At 65.5% G+C, this 23,263-nt stretch carries 26 protein-coding genes; 21 read left to right on the forward strand and 5 right to left on the reverse strand.

Annotation, left to right across the window (positions count from 1 at the left end; translation table 11 throughout):
- On the reverse strand, positions 1 to 2,013 hold the full coding sequence (cheA, locus tag ACOZ4N_RS16590; protein WP_424017471.1) for a chemotaxis protein CheA: 2,013 nt from the start codon (positions 2,011 to 2,013) through the stop codon (positions 1 to 3).
- Positions 2,014 to 2,016: 3 nt separating this feature from the next.
- Positions 2,017 to 3,135, reverse strand: coding sequence for a chemotaxis-specific protein-glutamate methyltransferase CheB (gene cheB, locus ACOZ4N_RS16595; RefSeq protein ID WP_424017472.1), 1,119 nt, complete (start codon positions 3,133 to 3,135; stop codon positions 2,017 to 2,019).
- 250 nt (positions 3,136 to 3,385) lie between these two features.
- Here cheB and ACOZ4N_RS16600 point away from each other — a divergent pair, with 250 nt between their 5' ends.
- The 18 genes from ACOZ4N_RS16600 (at position 3,386) to ACOZ4N_RS16685 (ending at position 18,381) form a co-directional block, all read left to right on the forward strand.
- Complete coding sequence (locus ACOZ4N_RS16600) at positions 3,386 to 3,844, forward strand: chemotaxis protein CheW (protein WP_424017473.1); 459 nt, start codon at positions 3,386 to 3,388, stop codon at positions 3,842 to 3,844.
- Positions 3,845 to 3,978: 134 nt separating this feature from the next.
- Positions 3,979 to 4,704: an RAD55 family ATPase gene (locus ACOZ4N_RS16605; protein WP_424017474.1), complete on the forward strand. Its 726-nt coding sequence runs from the start codon at positions 3,979 to 3,981 to the stop codon at positions 4,702 to 4,704.
- Between the two features lie 163 nt (positions 4,705 to 4,867).
- A complete protein-coding gene (locus tag ACOZ4N_RS16610) occupies positions 4,868 to 5,203 on the forward strand; it encodes an ArsR/SmtB family transcription factor (RefSeq protein WP_077206592.1) in 336 nt (111 codons plus the stop codon).
- A 147-nt stretch (positions 5,204 to 5,350) separates the two neighbouring features.
- Positions 5,351 to 5,629, forward strand: coding sequence for a DUF7521 family protein (locus tag ACOZ4N_RS16615; protein WP_129069959.1), 279 nt, complete (start codon positions 5,351 to 5,353; stop codon positions 5,627 to 5,629).
- A 250-nt stretch (positions 5,630 to 5,879) separates the two neighbouring features.
- Positions 5,880 to 6,497: an archaellin/type IV pilin N-terminal domain-containing protein gene (locus ACOZ4N_RS16620; protein WP_424017475.1), complete on the forward strand. Its 618-nt coding sequence runs from the start codon at positions 5,880 to 5,882 to the stop codon at positions 6,495 to 6,497.
- A 92-nt stretch (positions 6,498 to 6,589) separates the two neighbouring features.
- Positions 6,590 to 7,243: a DUF7500 family protein gene (locus ACOZ4N_RS16625; RefSeq protein ID WP_424017476.1), complete on the forward strand. Its 654-nt coding sequence runs from the start codon at positions 6,590 to 6,592 to the stop codon at positions 7,241 to 7,243.
- A 21-nt stretch (positions 7,244 to 7,264) separates the two neighbouring features.
- The gene (locus ACOZ4N_RS16630; protein WP_424017477.1) at positions 7,265 to 7,774 is read left to right on the forward strand and encodes a hypothetical protein; all 510 of its coding nucleotides are present in this window, start codon (positions 7,265 to 7,267) and stop codon (positions 7,772 to 7,774) included.
- Positions 7,775 to 7,924: 150 nt separating this feature from the next.
- Positions 7,925 to 8,284 (forward strand): chemotaxis protein CheY, encoded by a 360-nt coding sequence (cheY, locus tag ACOZ4N_RS16635; RefSeq protein WP_129069963.1) that lies wholly within the window; start codon positions 7,925 to 7,927, stop codon positions 8,282 to 8,284.
- 1 nt (position 8,285) lies between these two features.
- Complete coding sequence (locus ACOZ4N_RS16640; RefSeq protein ID WP_424017478.1) at positions 8,286 to 9,491, forward strand: chemotaxis protein CheC; 1,206 nt, start codon at positions 8,286 to 8,288, stop codon at positions 9,489 to 9,491.
- The gene (locus ACOZ4N_RS16645; protein ID WP_424017479.1) at positions 9,488 to 10,006 is read left to right on the forward strand and encodes a chemotaxis protein CheD; all 519 of its coding nucleotides are present in this window, start codon (positions 9,488 to 9,490) and stop codon (positions 10,004 to 10,006) included. Before ACOZ4N_RS16640 ends, ACOZ4N_RS16645 begins: the two co-directional genes overlap by 4 nt.
- A gap of 208 nt (positions 10,007 to 10,214) precedes the next feature.
- Complete coding sequence (locus ACOZ4N_RS16650) at positions 10,215 to 12,053, forward strand: FlaD/FlaE family flagellar protein (protein WP_424017480.1); 1,839 nt, start codon at positions 10,215 to 10,217, stop codon at positions 12,051 to 12,053.
- Positions 12,037 to 12,474 (forward strand): flagellin, encoded by a 438-nt coding sequence (locus ACOZ4N_RS16655; protein WP_424017481.1) that lies wholly within the window; start codon positions 12,037 to 12,039, stop codon positions 12,472 to 12,474. Before ACOZ4N_RS16650 ends, ACOZ4N_RS16655 begins: the two co-directional genes overlap by 17 nt.
- Before the next feature lies 1 nt (position 12,475).
- Entirely contained in the window at positions 12,476 to 12,931 is a 456-nt protein-coding gene (locus ACOZ4N_RS16660) for a hypothetical protein (protein WP_424017482.1), read from the forward strand.
- A gap of 16 nt (positions 12,932 to 12,947) precedes the next feature.
- Positions 12,948 to 13,403 carry a flagellar protein G gene (locus ACOZ4N_RS16665; protein ID WP_424017483.1) on the forward strand — a complete coding sequence of 152 codons (456 nt, stop codon included), beginning with the start codon at positions 12,948 to 12,950 and terminating at the stop codon, positions 13,401 to 13,403.
- A complete protein-coding gene (locus ACOZ4N_RS16670; RefSeq protein ID WP_092690932.1) occupies positions 13,400 to 14,164 on the forward strand; it encodes an ATPase domain-containing protein in 765 nt (254 codons plus the stop codon). Before ACOZ4N_RS16665 ends, ACOZ4N_RS16670 begins: the two co-directional genes overlap by 4 nt.
- 2 nt (positions 14,165 to 14,166) lie before the next feature.
- Positions 14,167 to 15,837 carry a type II/IV secretion system ATPase subunit gene (locus tag ACOZ4N_RS16675; RefSeq protein WP_424017484.1) on the forward strand — a complete coding sequence of 557 codons (1,671 nt, stop codon included), beginning with the start codon at positions 14,167 to 14,169 and terminating at the stop codon, positions 15,835 to 15,837.
- 2 nt (positions 15,838 to 15,839) lie between these two features.
- Positions 15,840 to 17,594 (forward strand): archaellar assembly protein FlaJ, encoded by a 1,755-nt coding sequence (gene flaJ, locus ACOZ4N_RS16680; RefSeq protein ID WP_424017485.1) that lies wholly within the window; start codon positions 15,840 to 15,842, stop codon positions 17,592 to 17,594.
- Between the two features lie 358 nt (positions 17,595 to 17,952).
- Complete coding sequence (locus ACOZ4N_RS16685) at positions 17,953 to 18,381, forward strand: DUF5807 family protein (protein WP_424017486.1); 429 nt, start codon at positions 17,953 to 17,955, stop codon at positions 18,379 to 18,381.
- 1 nt (position 18,382) lies between these two features.
- Here the strand turns inward: ACOZ4N_RS16685 and ACOZ4N_RS16690 are convergent, their stop codons facing one another.
- From ACOZ4N_RS16690 to ACOZ4N_RS16700, 3 genes are all read right to left on the reverse strand, one after another.
- On the reverse strand, positions 18,383 to 18,574 hold the full coding sequence (locus ACOZ4N_RS16690; protein WP_424017487.1) for a hypothetical protein: 192 nt from the start codon (positions 18,572 to 18,574) through the stop codon (positions 18,383 to 18,385).
- Positions 18,575 to 18,685: 111 nt separating this feature from the next.
- Positions 18,686 to 19,795, reverse strand: a complete 1,110-nt coding sequence (locus ACOZ4N_RS16695; protein ID WP_424017488.1) for a DHH family phosphoesterase — start codon at positions 19,793 to 19,795, stop codon at positions 18,686 to 18,688.
- Between the two features lie 48 nt (positions 19,796 to 19,843).
- Positions 19,844 to 20,299 (reverse strand): universal stress protein, encoded by a 456-nt coding sequence (locus tag ACOZ4N_RS16700; protein ID WP_424017489.1) that lies wholly within the window; start codon positions 20,297 to 20,299, stop codon positions 19,844 to 19,846.
- A gap of 94 nt (positions 20,300 to 20,393) precedes the next feature.
- Between ACOZ4N_RS16700 and ACOZ4N_RS16705 the strand changes: the two genes are divergently transcribed.
- From ACOZ4N_RS16705 to ACOZ4N_RS16715, 3 genes are all read left to right on the forward strand, one after another.
- On the forward strand, positions 20,394 to 20,843 hold the full coding sequence (locus tag ACOZ4N_RS16705) for a universal stress protein (protein WP_424017490.1): 450 nt from the start codon (positions 20,394 to 20,396) through the stop codon (positions 20,841 to 20,843).
- Between the two features lie 345 nt (positions 20,844 to 21,188).
- Positions 21,189 to 21,728 carry a hypothetical protein gene (locus ACOZ4N_RS16710; RefSeq protein WP_424017491.1) on the forward strand — a complete coding sequence of 180 codons (540 nt, stop codon included), beginning with the start codon at positions 21,189 to 21,191 and terminating at the stop codon, positions 21,726 to 21,728.
- Between the two features lie 138 nt (positions 21,729 to 21,866).
- Complete coding sequence (locus ACOZ4N_RS16715) at positions 21,867 to 23,258, forward strand: hypothetical protein (RefSeq protein ID WP_424017492.1); 1,392 nt, start codon at positions 21,867 to 21,869, stop codon at positions 23,256 to 23,258.
- The last annotated feature ends 5 nt before the right edge of the window (positions 23,259 to 23,263 follow it).

Here is a 23,263-nt window from a genome sequence, read left to right on the forward strand (position 1 = left end):
TCAGAGGGTCACCACGTCGAGGATGTGGACGATGTTGCCGTCGCCCAGCACCGCCGTCCCCGAGAGACCGGGTGTGCCGCTGAGGATGCCCTCCAGGGGCTTGACGACGACTTCCTCCTGCTGGGTGACCGCGTCACACTTCAGGGCGACCTGCCGTTCGGACTCGCGAATCCGGACGAGCATGCCGTCGCCGTTCGATTTCGCGTCGGGCACGTCGAACGCCTCGGCGATGTCGACGATGGGGTAGATGTCGTCGTTGTGTTCGATGACTTCCTCGCCGTTGACGATCTTCGTCCCGTTCATCTGGCTGATCTCGTCGATGTTCTTGATCGGGACGCCGTACTGCTCGTCGCCGACCTGCACGAACAGGACCTTGACGATGGCCATCGTCACCGGGAGGCGCAGCGAGACGGTGGTCCCCTCGCCGGGTTCGGAGTCGACCGAGACGGAGCCGTCCAGTTGCGTCACGGTGTCGTGGACCACGTCCATCCCGACGCCCCGGCCGCTGGTGTCGGTCACCTCGTCTTTCGTGGAGAGACCGGGGTGGAAGGCCAGGTCGTATATCTCGCCTTCCTCCATCCGTTCGAGTTCCTCCTCGGTGCGGACGCCGTGTTCCAGCGCCTGCTCGCGGATGTCCGCCACGTCAAGCCCCGCGCCGTCGTCCTCGACCTCGATGATGACGTGGTCGCGCTCGCGCGTGGCACGCAACTCCACGGTCCCCTCGCGGGGTTTGCCCTTCCGTTCGCGTTCCTCGGGGGGTTCGATCCCGTGGTCGACCGAGTTCCGGAGGATGTGCATCAGCGGGTCGGAGATCTCGGTGAGGATCGTCCGGTCGAGTTCGATGTCCTCGCCCTCGATCCGGAAGTCGACCTCCTTGTCGAGTTCCCGCGCCAGGTCCCGGACGAGTCGCGGGAACTTGCCCACGACCTTCTTCAGCGGGATCAGGCGCATGTCCATCACCGTGTTCTGGAGGTTGGCGCTGATCTTGTCCAGTTCGTTGAGGTTCTCCCCGGCGGCGTCCATGTCGCCGTCGGCGACGGCCCGGCGGAGCTTGATCCGGCTGGTCACGAGCTGTTCGACCTGGCCGTGGAGTTCGTCGAGCCGGTCCACGTCCACGCGGACGGACTTGATCTCGTCGACCGAGGAGTCCGTCGACGCCGCCGTCGCGCCGGCGTCGTCGCCCCCGTCGTCGTCGTCGGCGAACTCGTCGACGTGCTCGACGGCGAAGGCGTCGATCTTGGAGACGCTGTTGAGACTCCCACGGAGCACGTCGGTGTCGGGGGCGTCGACCAGCAGGTCGAACCCGCCCTCGTACTCGCCGTCCTCGATCTTCGCCCGGGCGGGCTCGGCGGCCAGCAACCCGAACGTGTCTGCGACGGCCTCGACGGCGAGCATGCCGTCGACGCCGAGCATGTTGCTGTCGCCGATCTCGACGCGGACGTGGTAGGCTTCGTCGGCGTCGACGCTCGCGTCCGCGAACACCGAGGTGTCGACCGTCACGTCCGTGTCGTCGTCCGCGCCGTCGTCATCCGCGTCCGGTTCGGCCGCGTCGCTCTCGCTCTCGGTGGTGTCGTCGCTGGCTTCCTCGGCGGCGTCGCCCGCCGCGTCGCTCCCGTCGTCGCCGGCGGCGTCGGGGCCGCCTTCGAGGACGCCCCGGATCTCGGCGACCATCTCGTCGGTATCGGTCGTGGACTCGCCGTGTTCTTCGATCTCGCCGACGATGACCTCGATCTGGTCGACGCCCGCGAAGATCATGTCCATCACCTCGGGGGTGACCTCCATGTTGCCCTCTCGCATCTCGTCGAGGAGGTCCTCGATGGCGTGGGCGAGATCGCTGGCGTCCTCGAAGCCCATCGCGCCGAAGTTCCCCTTCAGCGTGTGGGCTTTCCGGAAGATCGACTCCATCGCCTGCTCGTCTTCCGGGTCGGACTCCAGGGCGAGCAGGGAGTTGTTCAGTTCGGTGATCGCTTCCTCGCTTTCGCGGATGAACGCGTCGAGATACTGGTCGTCCATAATTTAGGCCTCCGTAAGCGCGTCGAGTACGGCGTCGGTGATCGACTCCAGTGCGAGCTCGTCGTCGACGACGCCGGTCTCGACGGCTCGTTTCGGCATGCCGTACACTGCCGAACTCGCCTCGTTCTGGGCGATCACGCGACCGCCCGCTCGCGCGACGGCGCGGACGCCGTCGGCACCGTCGGTTCCCATGCCGGTCAGGATGACCGCCACCATCGGGTCGGTGATGCAGTCGGCGGCGGTGCGCATCGTCACGTCGACGGCCGGCCGAACGCTGTTCTCCGGCGGTGCCTCCGTGAGCGCCACGCGGAGTCGCCCGCGTGCGTAGTTCGAAACCTCCATGTGCTTGCCGCCGGCGGCGACCAGCGCCTCGCCGCCGCCGATACGTGCGCCGTCGGTCGCCTCGGCCACGTCGTAGTCGCTGCGACTGTCGAGGCGCTTCGCGAACCGACCCGTGAAGCCGTCGGGCATGTGCTGCACGATCAGCACGCGCAGGTCCGCCTCCAGCGGTAACTCCGCCATGATCCGCTCGACGACCGTCGGGCCTCCCGTCGACGACCCGAGCAACAGCGTCGGGTTGTCCACGTAGGCGGCCGGCTCCGCGACGGTGCCGGAGTCGGCCCCAGTGGCCGAGCCAGCCGTCGCCGTTTCGGCGGCCTCGACGGCCTCGGTGTAGGCCTCCTGTGGCGTGGTCGCGTCGGTGCCCGGGCCGACGCTCACGTCGACTTCGGCGACCGACTGCACCATCTCGACCAGCTGGTCTTCCAGCCGGGACATCTCCATCGAGACCTCCCCGCCGGGTTTGGTGAAGAAGTCGACCGCGCCCTTCTCCAGGGCCTCGAAGGTCACGTCGGCGTTCTCGTCGGTGTGGGCCGACAGCATGAGGACGGGCGTGGGCGTGGTGGCCATGATCTCCTCGACGGCCTCGATGCCGTTCATCTCGGGCATCTCCACGTCCATCGTCACCACGTCGGGCTCGTGCTCGCGGACGGCGCTGACGGCCTCGCGACCGTTCCGTGCCTCCGCGACGACCTCGACGCCGCTCTCCTCGAGCATATCGGAGATGACGCTCCGCATGAAGTGGGAATCGTCGGTGACGACGGCCCGGGTCGCCCGTGCCATTCAGCTCCCTCCGTGGGAACCGGCCGGTCGGTCGCGACGGGGGGACGCGTCGCCGACGGTCGCCGTTGCGTGTGCGAGACGGTCGGTCCGCGTCGGGCGTTTCGGCATCCGTGAGTTCTGTCCCGGTGGTATCCGCGAGCACCCAATAAAGACACCGCCCCCGTAATCAAATGTGATAGCCCAGGGGGCAGTCTTAAGTCCGGATCCGCGTTCAGTTGGGAGTAGACCGACTTCGACGGTCGACTCTACTATGTCACAGGCGACACCGACGGACACCGCCGAGGCGACGGGGCAGGTACTGGAGTTCAAACTCGGGCCGGAGACGTACTGCGTCGACATCGACTACGTGACCGAGATCGTCGACGTGGGCGAACTGACCGGCCTCCCGAACGCACCCGACTACGTGAAAGGCGTGATGGACCTGCGCGGGCGCACGACGGCCATCGTCGACCCGAAGACGATCTTCGACATCGACGGGGCCGACGCCGACGCCCAGCGGATCATCGTGTTCGACCCCGAGATCATCGCCGACCGGAAAGCCGCCGGATGGCTCGTCGACGAGGTCCACCAGGTCGTCAAGCTCGATCCCGACACCATCGAGGAAGCGCCCGAGAGCGGTCGCGAGGCGGTTCGGGGCGTCATCAACCACGAGGACGACGACGAGGAGGGGTTCGTCATCTGGGTCGATCCGCAGGCCGTCCACAAGTGAGCGGTCCGACCGTCCCAGATACAGCCCCGAGCCCACGTCTGGCCGCCGTTGACGACCAGTTAGAGAACAAGGTTTTTCTGCCCACACGGCGGACCCTTTTTTAATTCGCGGCGTATACGCCTCTCCAAGGGAACATGATCGAGCTAACGAAGACGGGGATCGACGGACTCGACCAGATCCTCAACGGTGGGATCGTCAAGAACTCGACGACGCTGGTCAGCGGGAATCCGGGGGCCGGGAAGTCCATCCTGGGGCTGCAGTACATCTACAATGGCGTCGAGATGTTCGACGAGAAGGGGATCTACCTCTCGTTCGAGGAAAACGAGGAAGACATCCGCGAAGCCGCCGAGTCCATCGGCTTCGAGAACTGGGCCGACTACGTCGAGAGCGGCGACATCAAGGTGTTCGACAAGCAGGTCCTGCTCCGGGAGAACGACTTCACCTCCTCGCTGGACCTGTTGCTCGACGACATCCAGGACGAAGAGTACCAGCGGATGGTGCTGGACTCGCTGACGATGTTCCAGCTCTTTTTCGAGAACGAACAGGAGAAACGGACCTACCTGCTGAAGTTCACCGACATCCTCCGGAAGAACGAACTGACGACGCTGATGACCAACGAACAGGGCGCGGTGTTCCCCGACACGGACATCGGGCTGGAGAACTACCTCACCGACGGGAACATCTACCTGATCCAGACGCCCACCGAGTCGGGGGTCAACCGCTACGTCTGGGTGGCGAAGATGCGCAAACAGAACATCGAGACCGACATCTTCCCGATGGAGATCGAACACGGCGGGATCACGGTCCATCAGAACGCCAGCGCGTTCTCGATGATGAGTGAAGACGAATCGCCGATCTGAGCGGCTCTGTCGCCCGTTATTCGCTTCGATAACGGGTGTAACTGGCTCCTGTCCGGTTACGAGGATCTGAAATCCGCGGTTGCGCCCGGGGTATCGGGCCCGTTTCGATCCGTCGTTCGACCCGTCAATTTTATAATTGGGCAAATTCATTATCTGATAATCAATGCCACCTGCTGAGATTCTACGAACGCTTGGAAACAAGTACAGCGCCGAGATCCTGGAGGCGACCGACGAGCCCCAGTCAGCACAGGGGTTGAGTGAGGAACTCGACATTCCCATCGCCACCTGTTACCGCCGGATCGACGAGTTGACCGAACACGACCTGCTCGAACTCCACGACAACATCCTCTCGGACGACCGGCGGCGGATCAAGGTCTACCGGCGCAACGTCGACGAGATCACCGTGGACTTCTCGGGGGAGCTGTCCGTGGCCGTCGAGGAACGGTCGGAAGTCACCAACAAACTCGACGAGGCGTGGCGGACGCTGTCGGAGAGCTAATTTCAGCACTCGATCCGCTGGGGGAAACGAGGGGCGCTGCCGTCGGGCGATTCTTGCCCCGCTGTAACGGGTAGTTATCAACACAGATATTTTCAAGGGTGGATTTAAGGTTGGGTCTGCCATTTCTTGTCGTAGGGACAGATTGTGATGACAGTAGAAATCCTCTATGCCGCCTCCACCCTGGTCTTCGTCGTGGCCGGGTTGACGATGGTCGGCATGGCCATACGCGCGTACGTACAAACGTCACGACAGGCGATGTTGCATCTCTCGCTGGGCTTCTCGCTGGCCGTTGCCGGTGCCGCCGCGACGATGATCAGTGCGTTCATCAACGACTTCGAGGGCACTCGGTGGCTGTTGATGGTCAACAGCGGGCTGACGACGTTCGGGTACCTGTTCGTGATGTACAGCCTCGTCACCTACGAGTGATCGCAGCTCCCGCGCCCTCCCCGATCAAACCGCCGGACGAAGCCGGTATTATCATCGATAAAACTGCAGTCTGAATCCGATTATCATATCGAAATTCTCCAGACTGGCGTTACAAATCTCTGTAATCGACAGCTAATCGCCCGTTTTCAGACTCGATAATTGGCAGGTCAGGTTTATTACCAAGACTTGATTCTGTCAGTGTAGAGTCCGGGACGGCCGTGACGGTCGCTCGGGCACAGGTAACATAGCCATGTTCGAGATATTCAGCAAAGACGAAGACCGAGGTCAGGTCGGTATCGGGACCCTCATCGTGTTCATCGCGATGGTTCTGGTCGCCGCGATCGCGGCGGGCGTCCTGATCAACACGGCCGGCTTCCTGCAGAGCCAGTCAGAAGAGACGGGGCAGCAATCGAGCCAGCAGGTGACCAACCGGCTGGACGTCGTCGCGAAGACCGGCGTCGTCACCAGTGACGCGCCCGACGACGTGACGATCGGGCAGGTCGACCTGACGGTGACGAAGGCACCCGGCGCACAGGACATTGACCTGGAAGACGTGACGATCCAGTGGGTCTCCGACGCCAACACCTACGACATCGTCTCACAGCAGGCGGCGAACCAAGGTCAAGGTACCAACGACGGGAGCTTCACGATCACGGCGATCAAAGACGAGGACGGCTCCGCGACGATCGTGAACAGTCCGGACGACCGGATGCGGCTGACGATCGACCTCTCCGATATCGGGACCGGCGCCTTCCTGTCGGAGGGAGAATCGGTGACGCTCCGCGTCTCGACCGAGGACGGCTCGGCCTCGACGGTGCGGCTCACTGTGCCCCAGTCGCTGAGCGGGCAGACGGCCGCCACGCTGTAACCCGGTCGCGCACTTTTCGTTTTCTTCAGACCGGCCAGTGACGACTGAACCCACCGACGGAATTATTGCCCTCGGTCACGGCAGAATCTAGCATGCCCCCGGGCCGAGACGAGGAGCCGACCGGCGGTGACCCCGAGGAGGGGCCCGTCCTCTCACCCGAGGAACTCGACATCGCCGAGGACGAACGGGTCAAGGAACTCGACGACGGCCGCTACGTCGTCTCGTCGGGTGATCCCATCGCCGACACCGGCTCCGAGCCGACCGGCCAGATCGAGGGTGACACGGCCAGCGACCGGCCCGTGCCGCCGGAGCCCGACACCGATCCCGGGCCGGCCGGCGCGCCGTCGGCCCCGGCACCGCCCGAACCGGAGTCCGAACCCGATCCCGAACCGGAACTCACGGCCCGGACCGTCCACGAGTGGCTCACCGACGATATGCGAGCGGCGAACTCGCGGTACGGGTTCGACATCACCGCGGCGTTCGACGGCGAGGTCTCCCAGCAACGGATGGTCTCGAACGACGTGGTCACCATATTCGAGAGCCTCGTCATGTGGTACGCCCAGCAGATCGACCGGAACACGCCGGTCGAGGAGGTGCTCGGAATCTTGCTGATGGAGGCGAACGTCCCGATCCGGTACCCGCCCGACGCCATCGTCCGGACGCTCGAATCGACCGATCTCTCGCCCGAGGACTCCATCGCCGACCTGCTCGAGGAGATCCGCGAGGACGAGGGGTTCAAACTGTGAGGCCACCGACGCCGGCGACACATGGCTGACCGCTCGTCGCCGTCGGTCCGGCACCTCCAGCTCGGTACCGCCGCCGTCGTTCTCGTCGTCCTCGTCCTGTCGGGGCCGCTCGTCGGCGTCGTCGACCTCACGCCGGAGTCCCGCGGCGCGGCCGAACTCGGGGACGGGACCGCCAACGCGAGTATCGTCGGCGACCCGACCGCCGACCTGGCGATCACGCCCGGGCGGTTCGGGACCAACGTCTCCTACCTCCGGATTCCCCCGGCGGTCGTCGACGTGCGACAGGTCGAGGACCGGCCCCGGGTGCTCTATCTCGTCTCGGTCCCGGAACTCGGTTTCGAGCGCTCGGTGACGGAACCGCTGGACGAACGCGTCGACGGCCGCGTCACGCTCCGGATGGACGACCGTGCGTTTCCACACGCGCGCATCCGAAACGAGAGCTATCGGGCGACCGTCGTCGTCCGGGTCCAGAGCTTCGAGGAGAGCCGGACCGTCTACCGGCGAAACGTGACCGTGCCGGTCCGCGAGTGACGCCGGCGACTGCAGAACTGATAACGGTTCGTCCCGTCACCCGCCCCCTTCCGTGCGACGAATACCCACGTCACGCGTCGTAGCCCGTATTCAAACGCGATAATCTGACGGAAGGGTTTATCCCGATATTCGAAGTACGAACCGGTAACCATGTCAGAGGTACTGATCGCGGACGACTCGGAGTTCATGCGGAACCTGCTACGGGAGATTCTGGAGGAGGACCACCAGATCGTCGGCGAGGTCGAGAACGGCGTCGAAGCGGTCGAGGTGTACAAAGAACAGCGGCCGGACCTGGTCATGATGGACATCGTGATGCCCATCCGTGACGGGATCGAGGCGACCGACGAGATCAAGAACGGTGACCCGGAGGCGACGGTCATCATGTGTACCAGCGTCGGGCAGGAGGAGAAGATGAAAGAGGCGGTCAAGGCCGGTGCGGACGGGTACATCACCAAGCCCTTCCAGAAGCCCAGCGTGATCGAGGCCATCGAGGACGCAGTCGGGGCGTAGGATGGAAGTCGACATCCAGTCGCTCGAGACGTTCAACCAGCTCGCCGCCGAGGGTGCCCAGCAAGCGACCGCCATGCTGGCCCAGATGACCGGCATCCAGGCCGACGTGGAGGTGACCAAGATCACCCTCATGGACCGGGCCGACATCGGCGAGGAACTCGCCGGGCAGGATCTGGTCGGCATCGGGTTCGATCTCGAAGGCGCGCTGGTCGGCGACACGACGCTGGTCTTCGAGGAGGCCTGTACTGGGCCGATCGTCGAGGCACTGCCGGGCGGTGCGGCCGGCGACGAGATGGTCGAGTCGAGCGTCAAGGAGATCGGCAACATCATGATGAGCGGCTTCATCGACGGGTGGGCCGACTTCCTCGGAGCGACCATCGAACACTCGCCGCCGGAGTACGTCGAGGCGACCGGCGCGGACGTGCTGCCGGCCGCGGACGACCCGAACGAGCAGGTGTTCGTCTTCAAGAGCCACATCGAGTGGCCGGGCGAGGACCTGCACTTCTACATCTACATGCTGCCGGCCTACGACCAGCTCACCGAGTTGATGGCCGACAGCGGGACCGGCGAGGACGCCGTCCCGGTCGACAAACTCTCCGTGTTCAACGAGATGACCAAGGAGGGGACCGCGACGGCGGCGGCCAACGTCACGCAGATGACCGGCATCGAGACCGACGCGGAGGTGACCCAGATCAGCTTCGCGCCCGTCGAGGACGTGCCCAAACAGGTTGACAACAAGTCCTACGTCGGGACCGCCGTCGAGTTCTCGGGGACGCCGAGCGGCTACCTGATGATCCTGTTCGACGAGGAGTCGGCGATGAACGTCGCGGAGGCGCTGATGCCGATGGAGCCCGACGGCGAGGGTTTCACCGACATGCACGAGAGCGCCATCGAGGAGATGGGCAACATCATGACCAGCGGGTTCATCGACGGCTGGGCGAACGTGTTGGAGACCTCCGTCGATCACACGCCACCCCGCGTCGTCCACGATATGGGGCGGGCGATCATCGACCCGCTGGCGGCCCAGGTCGGCCAGAACCAGGAACACGCCTTCATCATCGAGTCGCACATGCAGACGGCCGACCTCGAGTTCGGCTGTGAGATCCACGCCCTCCCCGACGACGCGGAGCTACGGCAGGCGCTCGAGGAACTGGATGTCGCACGGAAAGACGAGACCGAGCCGGACGTCGAAACGATCTTCGAATGAAAGTATACGACAGTAGCACGGGTACGGCGAGCAGTCCCGAACAGGAACGGGTCAAGGTCGGCATCGCGGAGTACGAAGTGACGACCAGCGACGCGACGCTGACGACCAGCGGCCTGGGGTCCTGTCTCGGCGTCGCACTGTACGACGACGAGGCTGGCGTCGCCGGCCTCGTCCACGTGATGCTCCCGTCGGCCGACGGCGTCGAGGATCCGAACGTCGCGAAGTACGCCGATACCGGTATCGAGACGCTCCTGCTGGAGATGGAGCGACTGGGCGCGAGCCGCGACAGCGTCCACGCGAAAGTCGCCGGCGGGAGCGACATGCTCGACTTCTCGGAGAACGGGTCGGGCATCGGCGTCCGGAACATGAAACAGGTCGAGGCGACCCTCGACGACCTCGGCGTCCCCCTCGTCAGCGAAGACGTGGGCGGCGACCACGGCCGCTCGCTCCGCCTCGACGGGGCGTCCGGTGACCTCACGGTCAAAAGCGCCAACAAGGGCAGCAAGACGATCTGAGTCGACCGGGGGTACTTAAACGAGCGGTGTTTCTATCGATGATAACAGAATTCCCTATAGCGGGAACGACGCCCTATCGGTAGATGGTGTGTCTGAAACCCGATTTCGGCTAATTCGCCCGAAATCTCCAGTTGAAGCGTCTGACGAGTATCACTCATGATACTATAAGCGACAGGTTGAAGGCCGTAAGGGGCGAATACTGCCAGTGATGAGTAGTCTCGCCGCGGGCCCGGTTGGGTTCGTGTTCGCCGCCGGCGTGGAGGGGCTGGTTCCGGAGGGACTGGCCCCGCTGGTGGCGCTCCTGGCCAGCGGCGTGGTCGGAATGAGTATCAAGAACGTCTTCGATTCGATCCTCTCCGACGAGGACGAGGAGGGCGATCTCGGCGGTGATATGGGTGACGACATGGGTGGTGACATGGGAGACGACGGCGGTCTGATGGCCGACGAGGGCGGCGACGACCTCGACGACCTGGGCGGTCTCGGCGGCGACGACGACCTCGGCGGGTTCGACGACGGCGGCGACGGATTCGGCGACATGGACGGTGGCGGCGGTGGCGGTCCGGCCACCGACGAGCTGGAGAACCGGCTGGACGAGCTGGAAAACGAGGTCGGCAGTCTCCAGTCGACGGTCAACACCGTCCGCAACGAGAACGAGCAGATCGGCGAGCAGGTCCAGGACCTGGACGAGAACATCCGGAAACTGCTCGACATCTACGAGATGGTCACCCGCGGCGTCAACCCCTTCGCCGACGACATCCAGGCCGGCGCTGGCGGTGGCGGCTTCGAGGAGGGCAGTTTCGGTCTGTTCAGCGACGACGACGACGGCGACGACGAGGAGATCGACGACGAGATCGCCAACGCCGACGCCGAGGGCTTTTTCGACGAAGACCTCGTGGAAGACGAGGGCGACGACAGCGTGGAGGACGTCGGCGACGACTTCGGCGGCGTCAGCGACGTGGTCGACGACGGTGACGACGGCGGCGACGACATGGGCGAATTCGACGACGATTTCGACGATTTCGACGACGAGGGTGACGATATGGACGATTTCGGTGACATGGACGACTTCGAGGACGGCGGCGACGATTTCGATGACTTCGACGACGGTGGTGACGACCTCGACGACGGTGGTGACGACGGCGGTGACGGCGACGGTGGGAAGTCCTTCCAGGAACTCAAACAGGAGTACGAGTCCGGCGACGCCGACTGGGCCGAGGGCGAGGAGCCCGACGACGCCGCGGACGACGAGGCCGACGACGAACCCGTGGTCGAACCCGCCGACGACCTCGAGGACGACGGCGACGACCTCGACGACGGATTCGGGGAGGGAGCCGAAGACGACGGGTTCGACGACCTGGACGACGACTTCGACGCCGCGGACGACGCGGACGCCGACGTGGTAGAGTCCACTGATGTCGACGACGTCCTCCCGTCGGCCGGCGACGACGACGGCGAAGCCGGCGAGGACGCAGACGAGGCCGCCGACGGGGCCGGTGCGATGGCCGTCGAGACCGAGCCCGAACCGGAACCCGAGCCCGAACCGGACGCCGAGGCGGAATCGGCGATGGACCCGGACCCGGAGCCCGAACCGGCGGTGGACTCGGAGCCCGAACCGGAACCGGAGCCGGAGCCCGCGGCCGCGACGCCCGACGCCGCCGCGACGGATCGGGCGAGTCCGGCCGAGACGGACGGGACGGCGGCGGACGACGGGCCGGGCAAGCCCTACCTTCGGACGCTCCCGGACGGGTACGCGGCCGATCTGATCGTCATGGAGTGGCTGGAGTTCCTGGTCGAGGAGTCGGACGTGCGCGAGACGGCCGAGGCCATCCAGTACTACGAGCGGATCGACTGGGTGAGCGAGTCGGTCGCCGCGGAGTTGCGGTCGTTCCTGTCGGGCTACGACGGCGGCGGGTCGGGTGGATCGCTGACGATCGATCACCACACCCAGAGTCTCCGCTACATCAGCCAACTGGGCGAGGACGCCGCCGACGGGGCGGCCATGCGACTGTTGGCCCGTGGAGGTGGTGGTGATGGGCTTCAGCGTTAGCGGCTCGGCGGCGATCATCTTCGCCGGGATGTTCATCGGCTTCGGCATCCTCTACGGCGCCGTCTCCGACGGCCACGAGCGTGTCTCCGACGCACAGGACGCCCGGACCGACGACGCCCTCGAGACCGAAAACACCGCGATCAACGTCACGTCCACGGAGTACGTCGGCACCAACGACCGGCTCACGGTGCTGGTCGAGAACACCGGTGCGAGCGCGCTCGCGCTCAACACGACCGATTTCCTGATCGAGAACGACTACGTGACCGACTGGCAAGGGTCGGCGACCGTCGCCGGCCAGGACGACACGTGGCTGTGGCTGCCGGGCGAACAGCTCAACATCACGGTCCGGACGAGCGAAGTGCCGGCACAGGTGACCGTCGTGACCGGCAACGGCGTCGCCCGGACGGCGGAGGTGAACTGAGATGGGTGTCAGCGTGACCTCGTCGTTCGCCGTGATCGTCGTCGGCGCGTTCCTCGCGTTCGGGGTGTTCTACAGCGCCTCGGCCAACTCCTTCGAGCGCGTTCGTGAGGCCAGCGAGGGCCAGAACGAGCGCTTCGACCGCGTGCAGGAGACCGCGATCACCGTCACGGCGGCCGACGTGATCGACACGACGCCCTGCACCGTCCGGGTCAACGTCACCAACGAGGGGCAGACCTCGCTGGAGATCGACGACACGGACGTGCTGGTCGACGGCGTCTACCGGACGGGCTGGCAGTCCGAGACCACCGTCGACGGCGACGGGAACACCAGCGACTGGTTCCCGACCGAGCGCCTGTCGCTCAACGTCTCCGTCGACGGGACGCCCGAGCGCGTCAAGGTCGTCACCGGCCCGGGCGTCGCAGGAACCCGGGCGATCACGGGGGGGTCAACATGCTGACGGAGGTGCGTGACTGATGGCGAGCGTCTCGGTGTCGCACATGATCCTGTTCATCGCCTCCATCGTGATCGCCGCGAGCGTCGCTGGCGTGTTCACCGACAGCATCAGTCAGGTGAGCCAGGCCATCGACGACCGCGGACTATCGGTCAGCGAGAACGTCCGGACCGACATCGAAGTGATCAGCGACAGCGGTTCGGCCGCCGTCTACGACGAGACGACGGAGAACGTCACCATCTACGTCAAGAACACCGGCTCGCGGGAGTTACGATCCGAATCCGAAGCCATCGACGTGCTGGTTGACGGCCAGTACGAAACCAACGTGACGGTGACCCTGCTCGACGGGGCCGACGGCTGGAACCCCGGCGACGTGGTTCGGCTGGAGATCAGTCCGAACGGCGGGCTCACGGCCGGTGACCACCGCGTGAAGGTCATCGTCAACGAAGACGAGGAGGTGTTTAGATTCCGCATATGAGCATCGCAACACAAGATCTCTACTCGCTCGGCCTGACGGATCACGACCGGCTCAACAAGGAACTCGGCGGCGGCATCCCGCCCGGCAGTATCGTCCTCGTCGAGGGCGACTACGGGGCCGGGAAAAGCGCCATGAGCCAGCGGTTCACCTACGGCCTCTGTGAGGAGGGCCACTCGGTGACGATGCTGTCGACCGAGCTCACCGTCGGGAGTTTCCTCGACCAGATGCACTCGCTGTCCTACGACATGGTCGATCACCTCCTGCAGGAGAACTGCCTGTTCCTCCACGCCGACATCGGCGACACGAACACGCTGACCGGCGGCGAGGAGGAGGAGGGCGACCGCAAGGAACTGCTCAAGCGTCTGATGGAGGCCGAAGTGATGTGGGGCACCGACGTGATCATCATCGACACGTTCGACTCGATCCTCCGGAACGATCCGAAGTTCGAGGCGCTGGTCCGTCAGAACGAGGAACGCCAGGCCGCCCTGGAGATCATCGGCTTCTTCCGGGACGTGATCTCCCGGGGGAAGGTGATCGTCCTCACCGTCGACCCCTCGACGCTGGACGAGGAGGCCATCGGTCCGTTCCGCTCCATCGCGGACGTGTTCCTCGAACTCGAGATGGTCGAGGTCGGCAACGACGTGCGCCGGCAGATCTCGGTGAAGCGGTTCGCCGGGATGGGTGAACAGGTCGGTGACTCCATCGGGTACTCCGTTCGCTCGGGGACCGGCATCGTGATCGAGAGCCGTAGCGTCGCATAACCATGACTGAACACGGAACCGCCCAGCCGTCGGACGAACTCAGGCAGTACGCCGCCAGGCGGCGCCACCTCCAGGACCACCTGAAGAAGTTCAAGCAGATCACGGGCGAGTTCCCGCTGTTCATCGACGAGGCCGACGACGAGTACGAGACCGACCGGCCGAACGTCCTCTACCCGGTCGGTGGCCCCATCTTCGTCCACATCTACGGCGACGTGGGCCAGGACACCAAGTACTACGCCATCGAACCGGAACTCGACGAGACCGAGGCGGCCGTCTACCAGCAGGTTCGGGACAAACTCCTCCAGAAGTCGGTGACCAAACCCGCACCGACCGACGAGGCCGAGTACGACGACCGGATCGAGGAACTGCTCCAGGAGACCACCCGGATCAAAGACGAGGAAGACACCGGCGTGATGAGCAAACTCTCCTCGGTCGTCGACATGGGGAAAGTCGAGGTGTCACGGGAGACCTACGAGGACATCCGCTACATCCTCAACCGCGACATCGTCGGCCTGGGGCCGCTCGAACCGATCATGCGCGACCCGGCCAACGAGGACATTCACGTCATCGGCCCCCACGAGACCTACGTCGACCACGCGGTCTACAGCATGCTCGAAACCACGGTCGACTTCGGCGAACCCGAGGAGTTCGACCAGTGGCTCCGGAACATGGGCGAACGGATCGGCGACCCGGTCTCCGATTCGGACCCCATCGTCGACTCCACCCTGCCCGACGGCTCCCGTCTCAACCTCATCTACTCCGACGACGTGAGCCTCAAGGGGCCGAGCCTCACCATCCGCCAGGGCGACGAGACGCCGCTGTCGATGTTCCAGATCACCAAGTGGGGCACCCTCAGCCCGCGACTCGCGGCGTACCTCTGGCTCTGCCTGGAGAACGAGCAGACGGTGTTCGTGGTCGGGGAGACGGCGTCCGGGAAGACCACGACGCTGAACGCCGCGTTCGCCTTTATCCCCCGGGACGCCAAGATCTACACCGCGGAGGACACCGCCGAGGTCATCCCGCCCCACGACACCTGGCAGCAGCTCCTGACCCGCGAGGGCGAGGAGGAAGGCACCGGGGTCGACATGTTCGACCTGGTGGCGGCCGCCCTGCGTTCGCGTCCCGACTACATCATCCTCGGCGAGGTCCGTGGGGCGGAGGGTCGGATGGCGTTCCAGGCGGCCCAGACCGGGCACCCGGTCATGCTGACCTTCCACGCGAGCGACATCGTCAGCATGATCCAGCGGTTCACCAGCGACCCGATCAACGTCCCCGAGACGTTCATGGACGTGGCCGACGTGGCGCTGTTCCAGAACCGGGTCAAGCAGGGCGACGAGGTCCTCCGTCGGGTGACCTCCGTCCAGGAGATCGAGGGTTACTCCAAGGAGATGGACGGGGTCGTCACCCGGCAGGCGTTCTACTGGGACCCCGTCGAGGACGAGATCGTCTTCCAGGGGATGAACAACTCCTACGTCCTCGAAGAACAGATCGCGACCCTGCTGGGGTACGAGGACACCCGGAAGATCTACGACGATCTGGACTTCCGGGCGAAGATCATCGAGCGCGCCATCCAGGAGGGCGTCCTGGGGTACCACGAGGTCAACGAACTGATCGCCGACTTCCAGCGCGACGGGATCGAGGGCCTCCCCTTCGACATCCACCGCGAGACCTGACCATGGCCTCGAAGGAATCGACCAGCACCGTCGAAGAACTCAGACTCTCGGTCGCCAGTGTCGTCGACGACCTGCTGGAGTCGTATCAGCAGATGCACGTCCCGATGCGGCGGTACATGCTGGTCATCCTGCTGCCGGCGACCGGCTTCATGCTCCTGACCGTCGTCGGCGCACTGCTGATCAACGCGCCGACGTTCGTCCGGGTGCCGGTCCCCCTGCTGGGACTCTTGCTGTTCACCGCCGCCCTCTTTTACCCGAAGATCCTCCTCTCACAGGAGAAGAAGGCGCTGAACAACCGGCTCCACCTGGTGATCACGCACATGACCGTGCTGTCGACCACCCGGATCGACCGCATGGAAGTGTTCCGGGCCCTGGCAGAGGAAGAGGAGTACGGGGCGCTGGCCGACGAGATGCGCCGGGTCGTCCAGCTGGTCGACACCTGGAACCAGAGCCTCGACGACGCGCTCCGCCGCCGCGCCAGACAGGTGCCGAGCGACGCCCTCGCGGACTTTTTCGACCGGCTCGCCTACACGCTGGGTGCCGGCCAGCCCCTCGAGGACTTCCTCCTCTCCGAACAGGAGCAGGTGATGCAGAACTACGAGACCGTCTACACCGGCTCCCTGGAGAACCTGGAGGTCATGAAGGACCTGTACATGTCGATGATCCTCTCGATGACGTTCGCGCTGGTCTTCGCCGTCGTCCTCCCGATCCTGACCGGGACGAACCCGACCGCGACCGTCAGCGCCGTCATTCTCCTCTTTATCTTCGTCCAGACGGGCTTTTACCTCGTCATTCGCACGATGGCACCCCACGACCCGCTGTGGTACCAGCCCGAGGAGATCACGACCGAACTCGACACGAAGCTGATCGCCGTCTACGCGACCGGCGTCTCCCTGACGCTCGTGCTGGCGTTCGTCTCGCTGGGCGGCCTGTTGGGGCTCAGCCCGATCACGCTCGAGATGCTCCTCCCGCTGTCTTCGATCCCGCTGCCCCTGTACGTGGCCGTCCCGATCACCCCGCTGTTGATCCCCGGCCTCTACGTCCGTAACGTCGAGAAATCCATCGCCGCCCGCGACGAGGAGTTCCCATCCTTCATCCGCGCGCTCGGTGCCGCCGAGGGGGCCAAGCAGTCGACCACCTCGATGGTCCTCTCGACGCTCCGGAAGAAAGACTTCGGCGCGATCACCCAGAATATCGACGACCTCTACAAGCGGTTGAACATGCGGATCGAGCCCTCCTCGGCCTGGCGGTACTTCACTGCCGACTGTCGGTCCTACCTGATCCAGAAGTTCTCCGAGATGTTCCTCATCGGCCGGGAGATGGGTGGCTCGCCCAAACAGCTGGGTGAGCTCATCTCCGAGAACATGAACGTCGTCCTCCAGTTGCGCCAGCGCCGGTCCCAGGCCGCGACGACGCTGATCGGCCTGCTGTACGGGATCTCGGCGGCCGCGACCTTCGCCTTCTTCATCGGCCTGCAGGTCGTCAACATCCTCGCCAACATGAGCCTTGACCTGACGACCGCCTCCGAGTTCAACGTCAACTCGCTGATCAACACCAGCGTCTACAACATCCCGCTGATCGAGTTCCTGCTGATCGTCGTCATCGTGTTCAACGCCCTGCTGTCCTCGCTGATGATCCGGGAGACCGACGGCGGCCACAAGCTCAACGCCTACATGCACTTCGTGATCCTCGTCTGGCTCGGGTCCGTTATCGCTATCTTCACGAAGTCGATGGTCAGCAGCTTTCTCACTATCTAGGGAACCCACTTTTTACTGCAGGGGGATTCGCGCTTCGCGCGAACCCCCTTTGCAAAAACGTGGGGAAAAACACGGGATTCGCGCCGCTGGCGCGAATCCCGGGAACCGGCGGCCTGCGGCCGCCGGATGCTGGTGACTCCCGCGCCGCGACAGCTACCGCGTACCACACCCTCCCCAGCCGACTCGCTCACTCCCGTCGGTCGTTCGCTCGTCCCTCGCGCTTCCGTCTCGCGTCCTCACGGTCGCTCGGCCACTCGACGGCGCGCGCCACCACGAGACGCACCACGAACGCCCCGGCAAACCAACCCCCACGACTCCCCTTCGCGTTCCTTTAGTGTCCACGCGCGCGAGAGCGGGCATGGACGAGAAACGCGAGCAGTTTCTGGCGGGCGAGCGCCCCGACGACGTACTGCTGTACTTCGACGAGCGCGCCGTCTCGGGGATGGACCGCCTCGCGAAGGTCGGCGAGAGCGTCGAGGGGGGCATTGTACTGATCCTCCCCGGCGAGGAAGGCCGGGCGGCGTTCCAGCGGGCGGTCGGCGTCGATCCGATGACGCTGGCCCAGTCCGCGATGGGCAACGAGGGTGAGATCGACCGGGGTTGTACCGGGGGAGTGTGTCCTGCTGCCGACGAGGACGGCGACCACCACGCCCGCTTCGTCTTCGCCTTCGCCGAGGAGCAGAACGAGGAGGTCGGCGGCCTCTACGCCGAGGGGGACGTGATCCACGCCTACGCCCGGTGTGACTGCGACACGACCTACTCCGAGAAGTGGGTCGCCGAGGACTGAGCTACTCGGAGTCCTCGTGGGTCGTCCCCACGTAGACCGCGCACACCAGAAACATCGCGATCACCAGCCCCGCCTGCGCCGCACCGCTGTCCGGCACCAGTTCCTGCAGGAGCAGTATCGTCCCACTACCGACGCCGACGACGCCGAGCAGCGTGAGAAACAGCTTCGGGTGCTTCGACGCGACGCGTACCATCGAGGGGAAAGCCATGGCTACCCTGTCGGCCTGGTGGTAAAGTCGGTTTCGGGACCGAAATCGCACGACTGCAACGGGATCTAGCTCGGCAGATAACGCGCAACTAGTCGGCTATTCTTCGGCCTCGACGCCTGCCTCGTCGTTTTCCTCGGCTTCCACCTCGCGTTTCACGTCGTGGAAGGCTTCGATGATGACCTGCCGGGCGACCGCGCCCCTCGTGGTCCAGTGGTTGGCGTAGTCCAGCATGTCGTCGTAGATGTCGGGCTTACAGCCCGCGGCCTTGGGGTGGCCGCCGCCGTTGACCTTCGCGGCGACTTCGTGGGCGCGCTCGAACGCGTCGGTGCCGCGGATGCTGGCGCTCCCGGCGGGTTTGACGATGACGGCGGCGTCGGTGCCCTGCTCGCGGAGCGCTTCGGCGACCTCGTTCTGTGAACAGCGGCCGTAGGTGACGCCGACGGTCCAGTCGCCGATCTCGTGGATCTCCGCGCGGTCGACGGCCCGCTTGATGAGGGCCTCCTTCTCGACGCGCTGTTCTGCGAGGAAGTCCTCGACCTCGGCGGGGAGGTCCGCGCCGTGTTCGCGGACCGTCTCGATGTACTCCTCGGGGTCGGCCCAGTAGGCGTAGTCCGCGAGGTCGTCGCTCCGGGGGTCTTCGCGGAGCCAGAGGTCGTGATCGCGGGTGACGACCGCGAGTTCGGCGAGGTACTCGGGCACGTCGGCGTCGAGCGAGCGGGCGACCACGTCGGCCGAACACTCCTCGTCGGACTCGCCGACGACGCGTCGGGTCACGAGGTCGTCCACGCGCGCGCCTACGTCCGCGTCCCACTGGTGGTGGTCGAACCAGTGGATCTCGCTGGCGCGGTCGGCGACCAGTTCGAGGTGTTCCAGGTCCGTCTCGGCGTCGGGACAGAGGTCACAGACGAACACCGGAATCTCGGGGTCGGCGTACTCGGCGACGTACTCCAGGGCGGTCGCGATGTCGCGCGGGCCGGCGGGGATCAGCGCGGCCTCGGCGACCAGTTCCCGGAGCAGGGCCACACAGGCCAGGCCGTCGGCGTCGGGGTCGGCGATCACCACCGCGGGGGCGTCGGTGAGCGCTTCGCGTGCCTCGCGTTCCTGTTCGGCCTCGGCGACCGAGTCCGGGTGAAAGAACCCCTCGCCGGGGAGCAGTGACTTCCGGGTGAGAGAGAGCCGCTCGTCGTCGATGAGCCAGTCGTCCATACCGCCCACAACGCGGCGGGCGTCAAGAAGGGCACGGTCCGCCTGGTGTCAGGCACCCAGTCCGGTCGTGGGTTCCTCGTCGGCGTCGAGCTGGCGGACGGTCAGGACGGGGGTGGGACACCGCCGGACGACGCCCTCGGCGACGCTCCCCAGCAAAAAGGAGTGCTCGCCGTGGCGGCCGCGGGTCCCCATCGCGATCACGTCCGCGTCGAAGTCGTCGACGTACCGACAGATCTCGGTGACCGGCTTCCCCTCGCGGACGGCGGTGTTGACCTCGCGGTCGGCGTGATCGACGATGGTCTCCAGCGCTTCTTCGCCAGCGTCTTCGAGCGCGTCGCGCAGTTCCGCCCGCACCTGTTCGGGCGACCCCTCCACGTCGCTGCCGTCGATCACGTACAGCGCGTGGACCTCGGCGTCGAACTTCGCCGCCAGGTCCAGCGCGACGGTGACGGCCCGCTCGACGCTCTCTGAGCCGTCCGTCGCGATCACCACGGTATCGAACATTACCGGGCGCTACCGCTCGCGCCGGCATAAAATGCCCGACGCGTCCAACCGGCCGCTCGGTGCCTTTTTGCCCCTGCCGGGCGGACGGTCGAGCATGTCAGCCGTCGAGTTCGACCAGGTCCTCGCCCCGCTGGACGGGAGCGAGGAGTCACTGGAAGCCGCCGAGTACGCCGTCGCCGTGGCCGAGCGGTACGACGCGGACGTCCACGCGCTGTACGTCCTCGAGGAGTCGGTCGTCCGCAGTCTGGAGTCGGGCGAACTCGAAGGCGATACCGTGGCCGCCGACACCGAGGAGTTCATGGAGACCGTCGACCGGCTCGCGGCCGACCACGACATCTCGATGGGCCACTCGATGGCGCTTGGGTTCGTCACGACACAGCTCACCCACCACCCCGGGAGCGTCATCCTCGACACCGCCGACGCCGTCGACGCCGACTTCCTCGTGGTCCCGCGCGAACCCGTGTCGGGTGACCCCGACGAGGTCCTCGGGAAAGCCGCCGAGTACGTCCTCCAGTACGCCAGCCAGCCCGTCCTCTCCGTGTGATTACCTGTCACAGTGGGGACCGACCGCTCGAAATGTAGGGGAAACAACGTGTGTGGGTCCGTTTCTGTTCTCGTCCGTCGAGTTCCGTTTCGGATCGGGTAGCAAGTCGAACCGACAGCGGACGGGCGGTTTCGGGAGCGCTATAGAGGCTACTTATAGGTAGGTTCGACAAACGACCCCAACGTTTATCATACTCCTCAGTAAGTATATGACATATACCGGATATCGATCCGGATATGCTAAGGGGGGTTTAGCATATGGGGAAGCAAGCAACGCAACACGTAGCACAGGCCGTAGTCAGTACTGAGTGGAAAGCACACACGGGCGCTCTGGGGGGTGCCTGAGATGACAGCCGACAGCGTGCGGGCTCGGCTCGGCGAACCGTTCGCGAATCTCTGGCTGGAACTCGACCGTCAGCTGTTCGCGCTCTCGCCGCGGGCGAGTCGCCTGCTGGCGATTCTCGTGTTGGTCGCATCGGCACTGCTCGGAGTGGTGATGGTGCGGCTCACCGCGACGGCGTTCGTCATGCCGGCGGCGGCACAGAACGGTGTTTCCGACGTCAACAACGTGCTGTGCGGTGATGGGGCACCGCCGATTGCGCCGCTGATCGCGTTCGGTGTGGCGGCGATCTCGCTGTTCCTGCTGGTGAAAGCGGTCATTCAGGGAACGGTCGCGTTCAACAAGCTCGGCTCCTCGCGCGCACAGCAACAGTTCGAGGGGAAACAGGCACTGGCCGGTGCGGGCAAGACCGCGGCGGGCGCGTTCGTCCCGCCGCTGTTCGTGGCGCTGCTGGACAACGTCCTGCAGCTGGGCATCTCGAGTTGCCTCATCGACGCCATCGGCGGTGGCGCGATCCTCACGACCGCGGCGAGCCTGCCGCTCTGAGGACGGCCGAGGAGTGCTCTCCGCCCCGACCGGGGACCTGCGACGGTGCCCGGCGAGCCGGCGTCACGCACACGGGGGGTCGCCTCCGGACGGTCGCACAGTCACATCACTACTCGCAGTTTCGGGAGCGTCGAATCCATGAAACGCCACATCCTGCTCGTGCTGGTACTCTGTACGGTGCTTGCGGGCCCCGCCTCGGCGACGGCCGGCGCGCTGTCCGGGCCGGCAGATGCGACCGCGACACAGCAGACTGACAGCGCGCTCCCCCTGCAGACCGACAACAGCACCGGGAACGACACGGACGGCAACGGGACGAGCGACGGCAGCGCTACCGACGGCCAGATCGACTTCGGTGCCGGCATCGACGACAGTAACGACACGAGCGGCGGCGGTGGTGGTGACGGCAGCGGTGGCGACAGTAGCTTCCTTGGCATCGACCTCGGCACGGTCGCCCAGGACGCGGTCGAGGGCGCGGTCATCTCGCTGCTGAACGGCTTCGCCGAGGACGCCGGCGAGGTCGTCGCGCAGTTCCAGGAGGAAGGCATCGTGTTCGGTATCCCGGCCCCCGGTGAGCCGGCGTCGCCGGTCAGCTGGTTGAACCCTACCGGTGACACTACGGAAGGACAGCGCTGGGTGACGACCCAGACGTACCACTGGGTCTTCGGGTTCCTCGGGTTCGCGGGCCTGTTGCCGGCGCTGATGCTCGCCATGGGGAAGGGCAACCGCAAACCCGACCGCGGGACTGCAAAACGATTCGTGCGCGGGTTCGTGATGATCCTGGTCGGCTGGATCATCATCGCCTTCTGTTATCACCTGGCGGATACGGTGGTCCAGATGATCGCACCCAGTTACGACCAGTACCAGTCGGTGTTGCGCAACGCCGAGGTCGACAAACGCGTCCTCGGTGCGGTGCTGGGCGGGGCGAAGGGGTTCTTCCTGACGACGGCGCTGGGCGTGCTGTACGTCCAGTACATCCTCGCGTTCGTCTGTGCGGCGGTGTGGCCGGCGATGTGGGTGCTGATGGCCTACCGGTCGACGATGGCCCGTTCGGCCGGGAAGATCGCACTGGCGTTCATGGGGTCGCTCGTCGTCATCAAGCTCCTGCAGGCGACGATCTTCCGGTTCCTCGTGCAGTTCCAGTTCGGGACGCCGGTCGCCAACGAGGTGGCGGCCACGGTGGGCATCACCGTCGCCTTCCTGCTCTTGCCCTACACCGTGTTGACGAAGATGATCCCGCGGACGCTGCTGATCTTCGGCCTGCACGAACTCCGGGAGAAGGGGCGGGAGGACAAACGCTACCAGGAGCGGATGGGCAATATCCGCCGGAAGTTCAACCAGTCGCTCCGGCGCAGTCCCGACGGCGGCGTCGAGCGGGTCGGGCCGGCCAACCGCGGCTCGAAGGGACTGCCGAACCGACGGGCCGGCCAGCTGGAGTCGGGCCGTGCCGACGGCGGACGCGGCCTGCCGCGGGGCTCGGACGGACGACCCGACCGGCGAGCGGACGGCGGCGATACGGAGGACAGGAGGTAAGGACG

The organism is Halorientalis pallida (assembly GCF_049605515.1).
GTDB lineage: Archaea > Halobacteriota > Halobacteria > Halobacteriales > Haloarculaceae > Halorientalis > Halorientalis pallida_A.

Bases quoted from the DNA above. Each gene is read 5' to 3' on its own strand.
- cheA (WP_424017471.1), bottom strand. From the start codon at position 2,013: ATGGACGACCAGTATCTCGACGCGTTCATCCGCGAAAGCGAGGAAGCG.
- cheB (WP_424017472.1), bottom strand. From the start codon at position 3,135: ATGGCACGGGCGACCCGGGCCGTCGTCACCGACGATTCCCACTTCATG.
- ACOZ4N_RS16600 (WP_424017473.1), top strand. From the start codon at position 3,386: ATGTCACAGGCGACACCGACGGACACCGCCGAGGCGACGGGGCAGGTA.
- ACOZ4N_RS16605 (WP_424017474.1), top strand. From the start codon at position 3,979: ATGATCGAGCTAACGAAGACGGGGATCGACGGACTCGACCAGATCCTC.
- ACOZ4N_RS16610 (WP_077206592.1), top strand. From the start codon at position 4,868: ATGCCACCTGCTGAGATTCTACGAACGCTTGGAAACAAGTACAGCGCC.
- ACOZ4N_RS16615 (WP_129069959.1), top strand. From the start codon at position 5,351: ATGACAGTAGAAATCCTCTATGCCGCCTCCACCCTGGTCTTCGTCGTG.
- ACOZ4N_RS16620 (WP_424017475.1), top strand. From the start codon at position 5,880: ATGTTCGAGATATTCAGCAAAGACGAAGACCGAGGTCAGGTCGGTATC.
- ACOZ4N_RS16625 (WP_424017476.1), top strand. From the start codon at position 6,590: ATGCCCCCGGGCCGAGACGAGGAGCCGACCGGCGGTGACCCCGAGGAG.
- ACOZ4N_RS16630 (WP_424017477.1), top strand. From the start codon at position 7,265: ATGGCTGACCGCTCGTCGCCGTCGGTCCGGCACCTCCAGCTCGGTACC.
- cheY (WP_129069963.1), top strand. From the start codon at position 7,925: ATGTCAGAGGTACTGATCGCGGACGACTCGGAGTTCATGCGGAACCTG.
- ACOZ4N_RS16640 (WP_424017478.1), top strand. From the start codon at position 8,286: ATGGAAGTCGACATCCAGTCGCTCGAGACGTTCAACCAGCTCGCCGCC.
- ACOZ4N_RS16645 (WP_424017479.1), top strand. From the start codon at position 9,488: ATGAAAGTATACGACAGTAGCACGGGTACGGCGAGCAGTCCCGAACAG.
- ACOZ4N_RS16650 (WP_424017480.1), top strand. From the start codon at position 10,215: ATGAGTAGTCTCGCCGCGGGCCCGGTTGGGTTCGTGTTCGCCGCCGGC.
- ACOZ4N_RS16655 (WP_424017481.1), top strand. From the start codon at position 12,037: ATGGGCTTCAGCGTTAGCGGCTCGGCGGCGATCATCTTCGCCGGGATG.
- ACOZ4N_RS16660 (WP_424017482.1), top strand. From the start codon at position 12,476: ATGGGTGTCAGCGTGACCTCGTCGTTCGCCGTGATCGTCGTCGGCGCG.
- ACOZ4N_RS16665 (WP_424017483.1), top strand. From the start codon at position 12,948: ATGGCGAGCGTCTCGGTGTCGCACATGATCCTGTTCATCGCCTCCATC.
- ACOZ4N_RS16670 (WP_092690932.1), top strand. From the start codon at position 13,400: ATGAGCATCGCAACACAAGATCTCTACTCGCTCGGCCTGACGGATCAC.
- ACOZ4N_RS16675 (WP_424017484.1), top strand. From the start codon at position 14,167: ATGACTGAACACGGAACCGCCCAGCCGTCGGACGAACTCAGGCAGTAC.
- flaJ (WP_424017485.1), top strand. From the start codon at position 15,840: ATGGCCTCGAAGGAATCGACCAGCACCGTCGAAGAACTCAGACTCTCG.
- ACOZ4N_RS16685 (WP_424017486.1), top strand. From the start codon at position 17,953: ATGGACGAGAAACGCGAGCAGTTTCTGGCGGGCGAGCGCCCCGACGAC.
- ACOZ4N_RS16690 (WP_424017487.1), bottom strand. From the start codon at position 18,574: ATGGTACGCGTCGCGTCGAAGCACCCGAAGCTGTTTCTCACGCTGCTC.
- ACOZ4N_RS16695 (WP_424017488.1), bottom strand. From the start codon at position 19,795: ATGGACGACTGGCTCATCGACGACGAGCGGCTCTCTCTCACCCGGAAG.
- ACOZ4N_RS16700 (WP_424017489.1), bottom strand. From the start codon at position 20,299: ATGTTCGATACCGTGGTGATCGCGACGGACGGCTCAGAGAGCGTCGAG.
- ACOZ4N_RS16705 (WP_424017490.1), top strand. From the start codon at position 20,394: ATGTCAGCCGTCGAGTTCGACCAGGTCCTCGCCCCGCTGGACGGGAGC.
- ACOZ4N_RS16710 (WP_424017491.1), top strand. From the start codon at position 21,189: ATGACAGCCGACAGCGTGCGGGCTCGGCTCGGCGAACCGTTCGCGAAT.
- ACOZ4N_RS16715 (WP_424017492.1), top strand. From the start codon at position 21,867: ATGAAACGCCACATCCTGCTCGTGCTGGTACTCTGTACGGTGCTTGCG.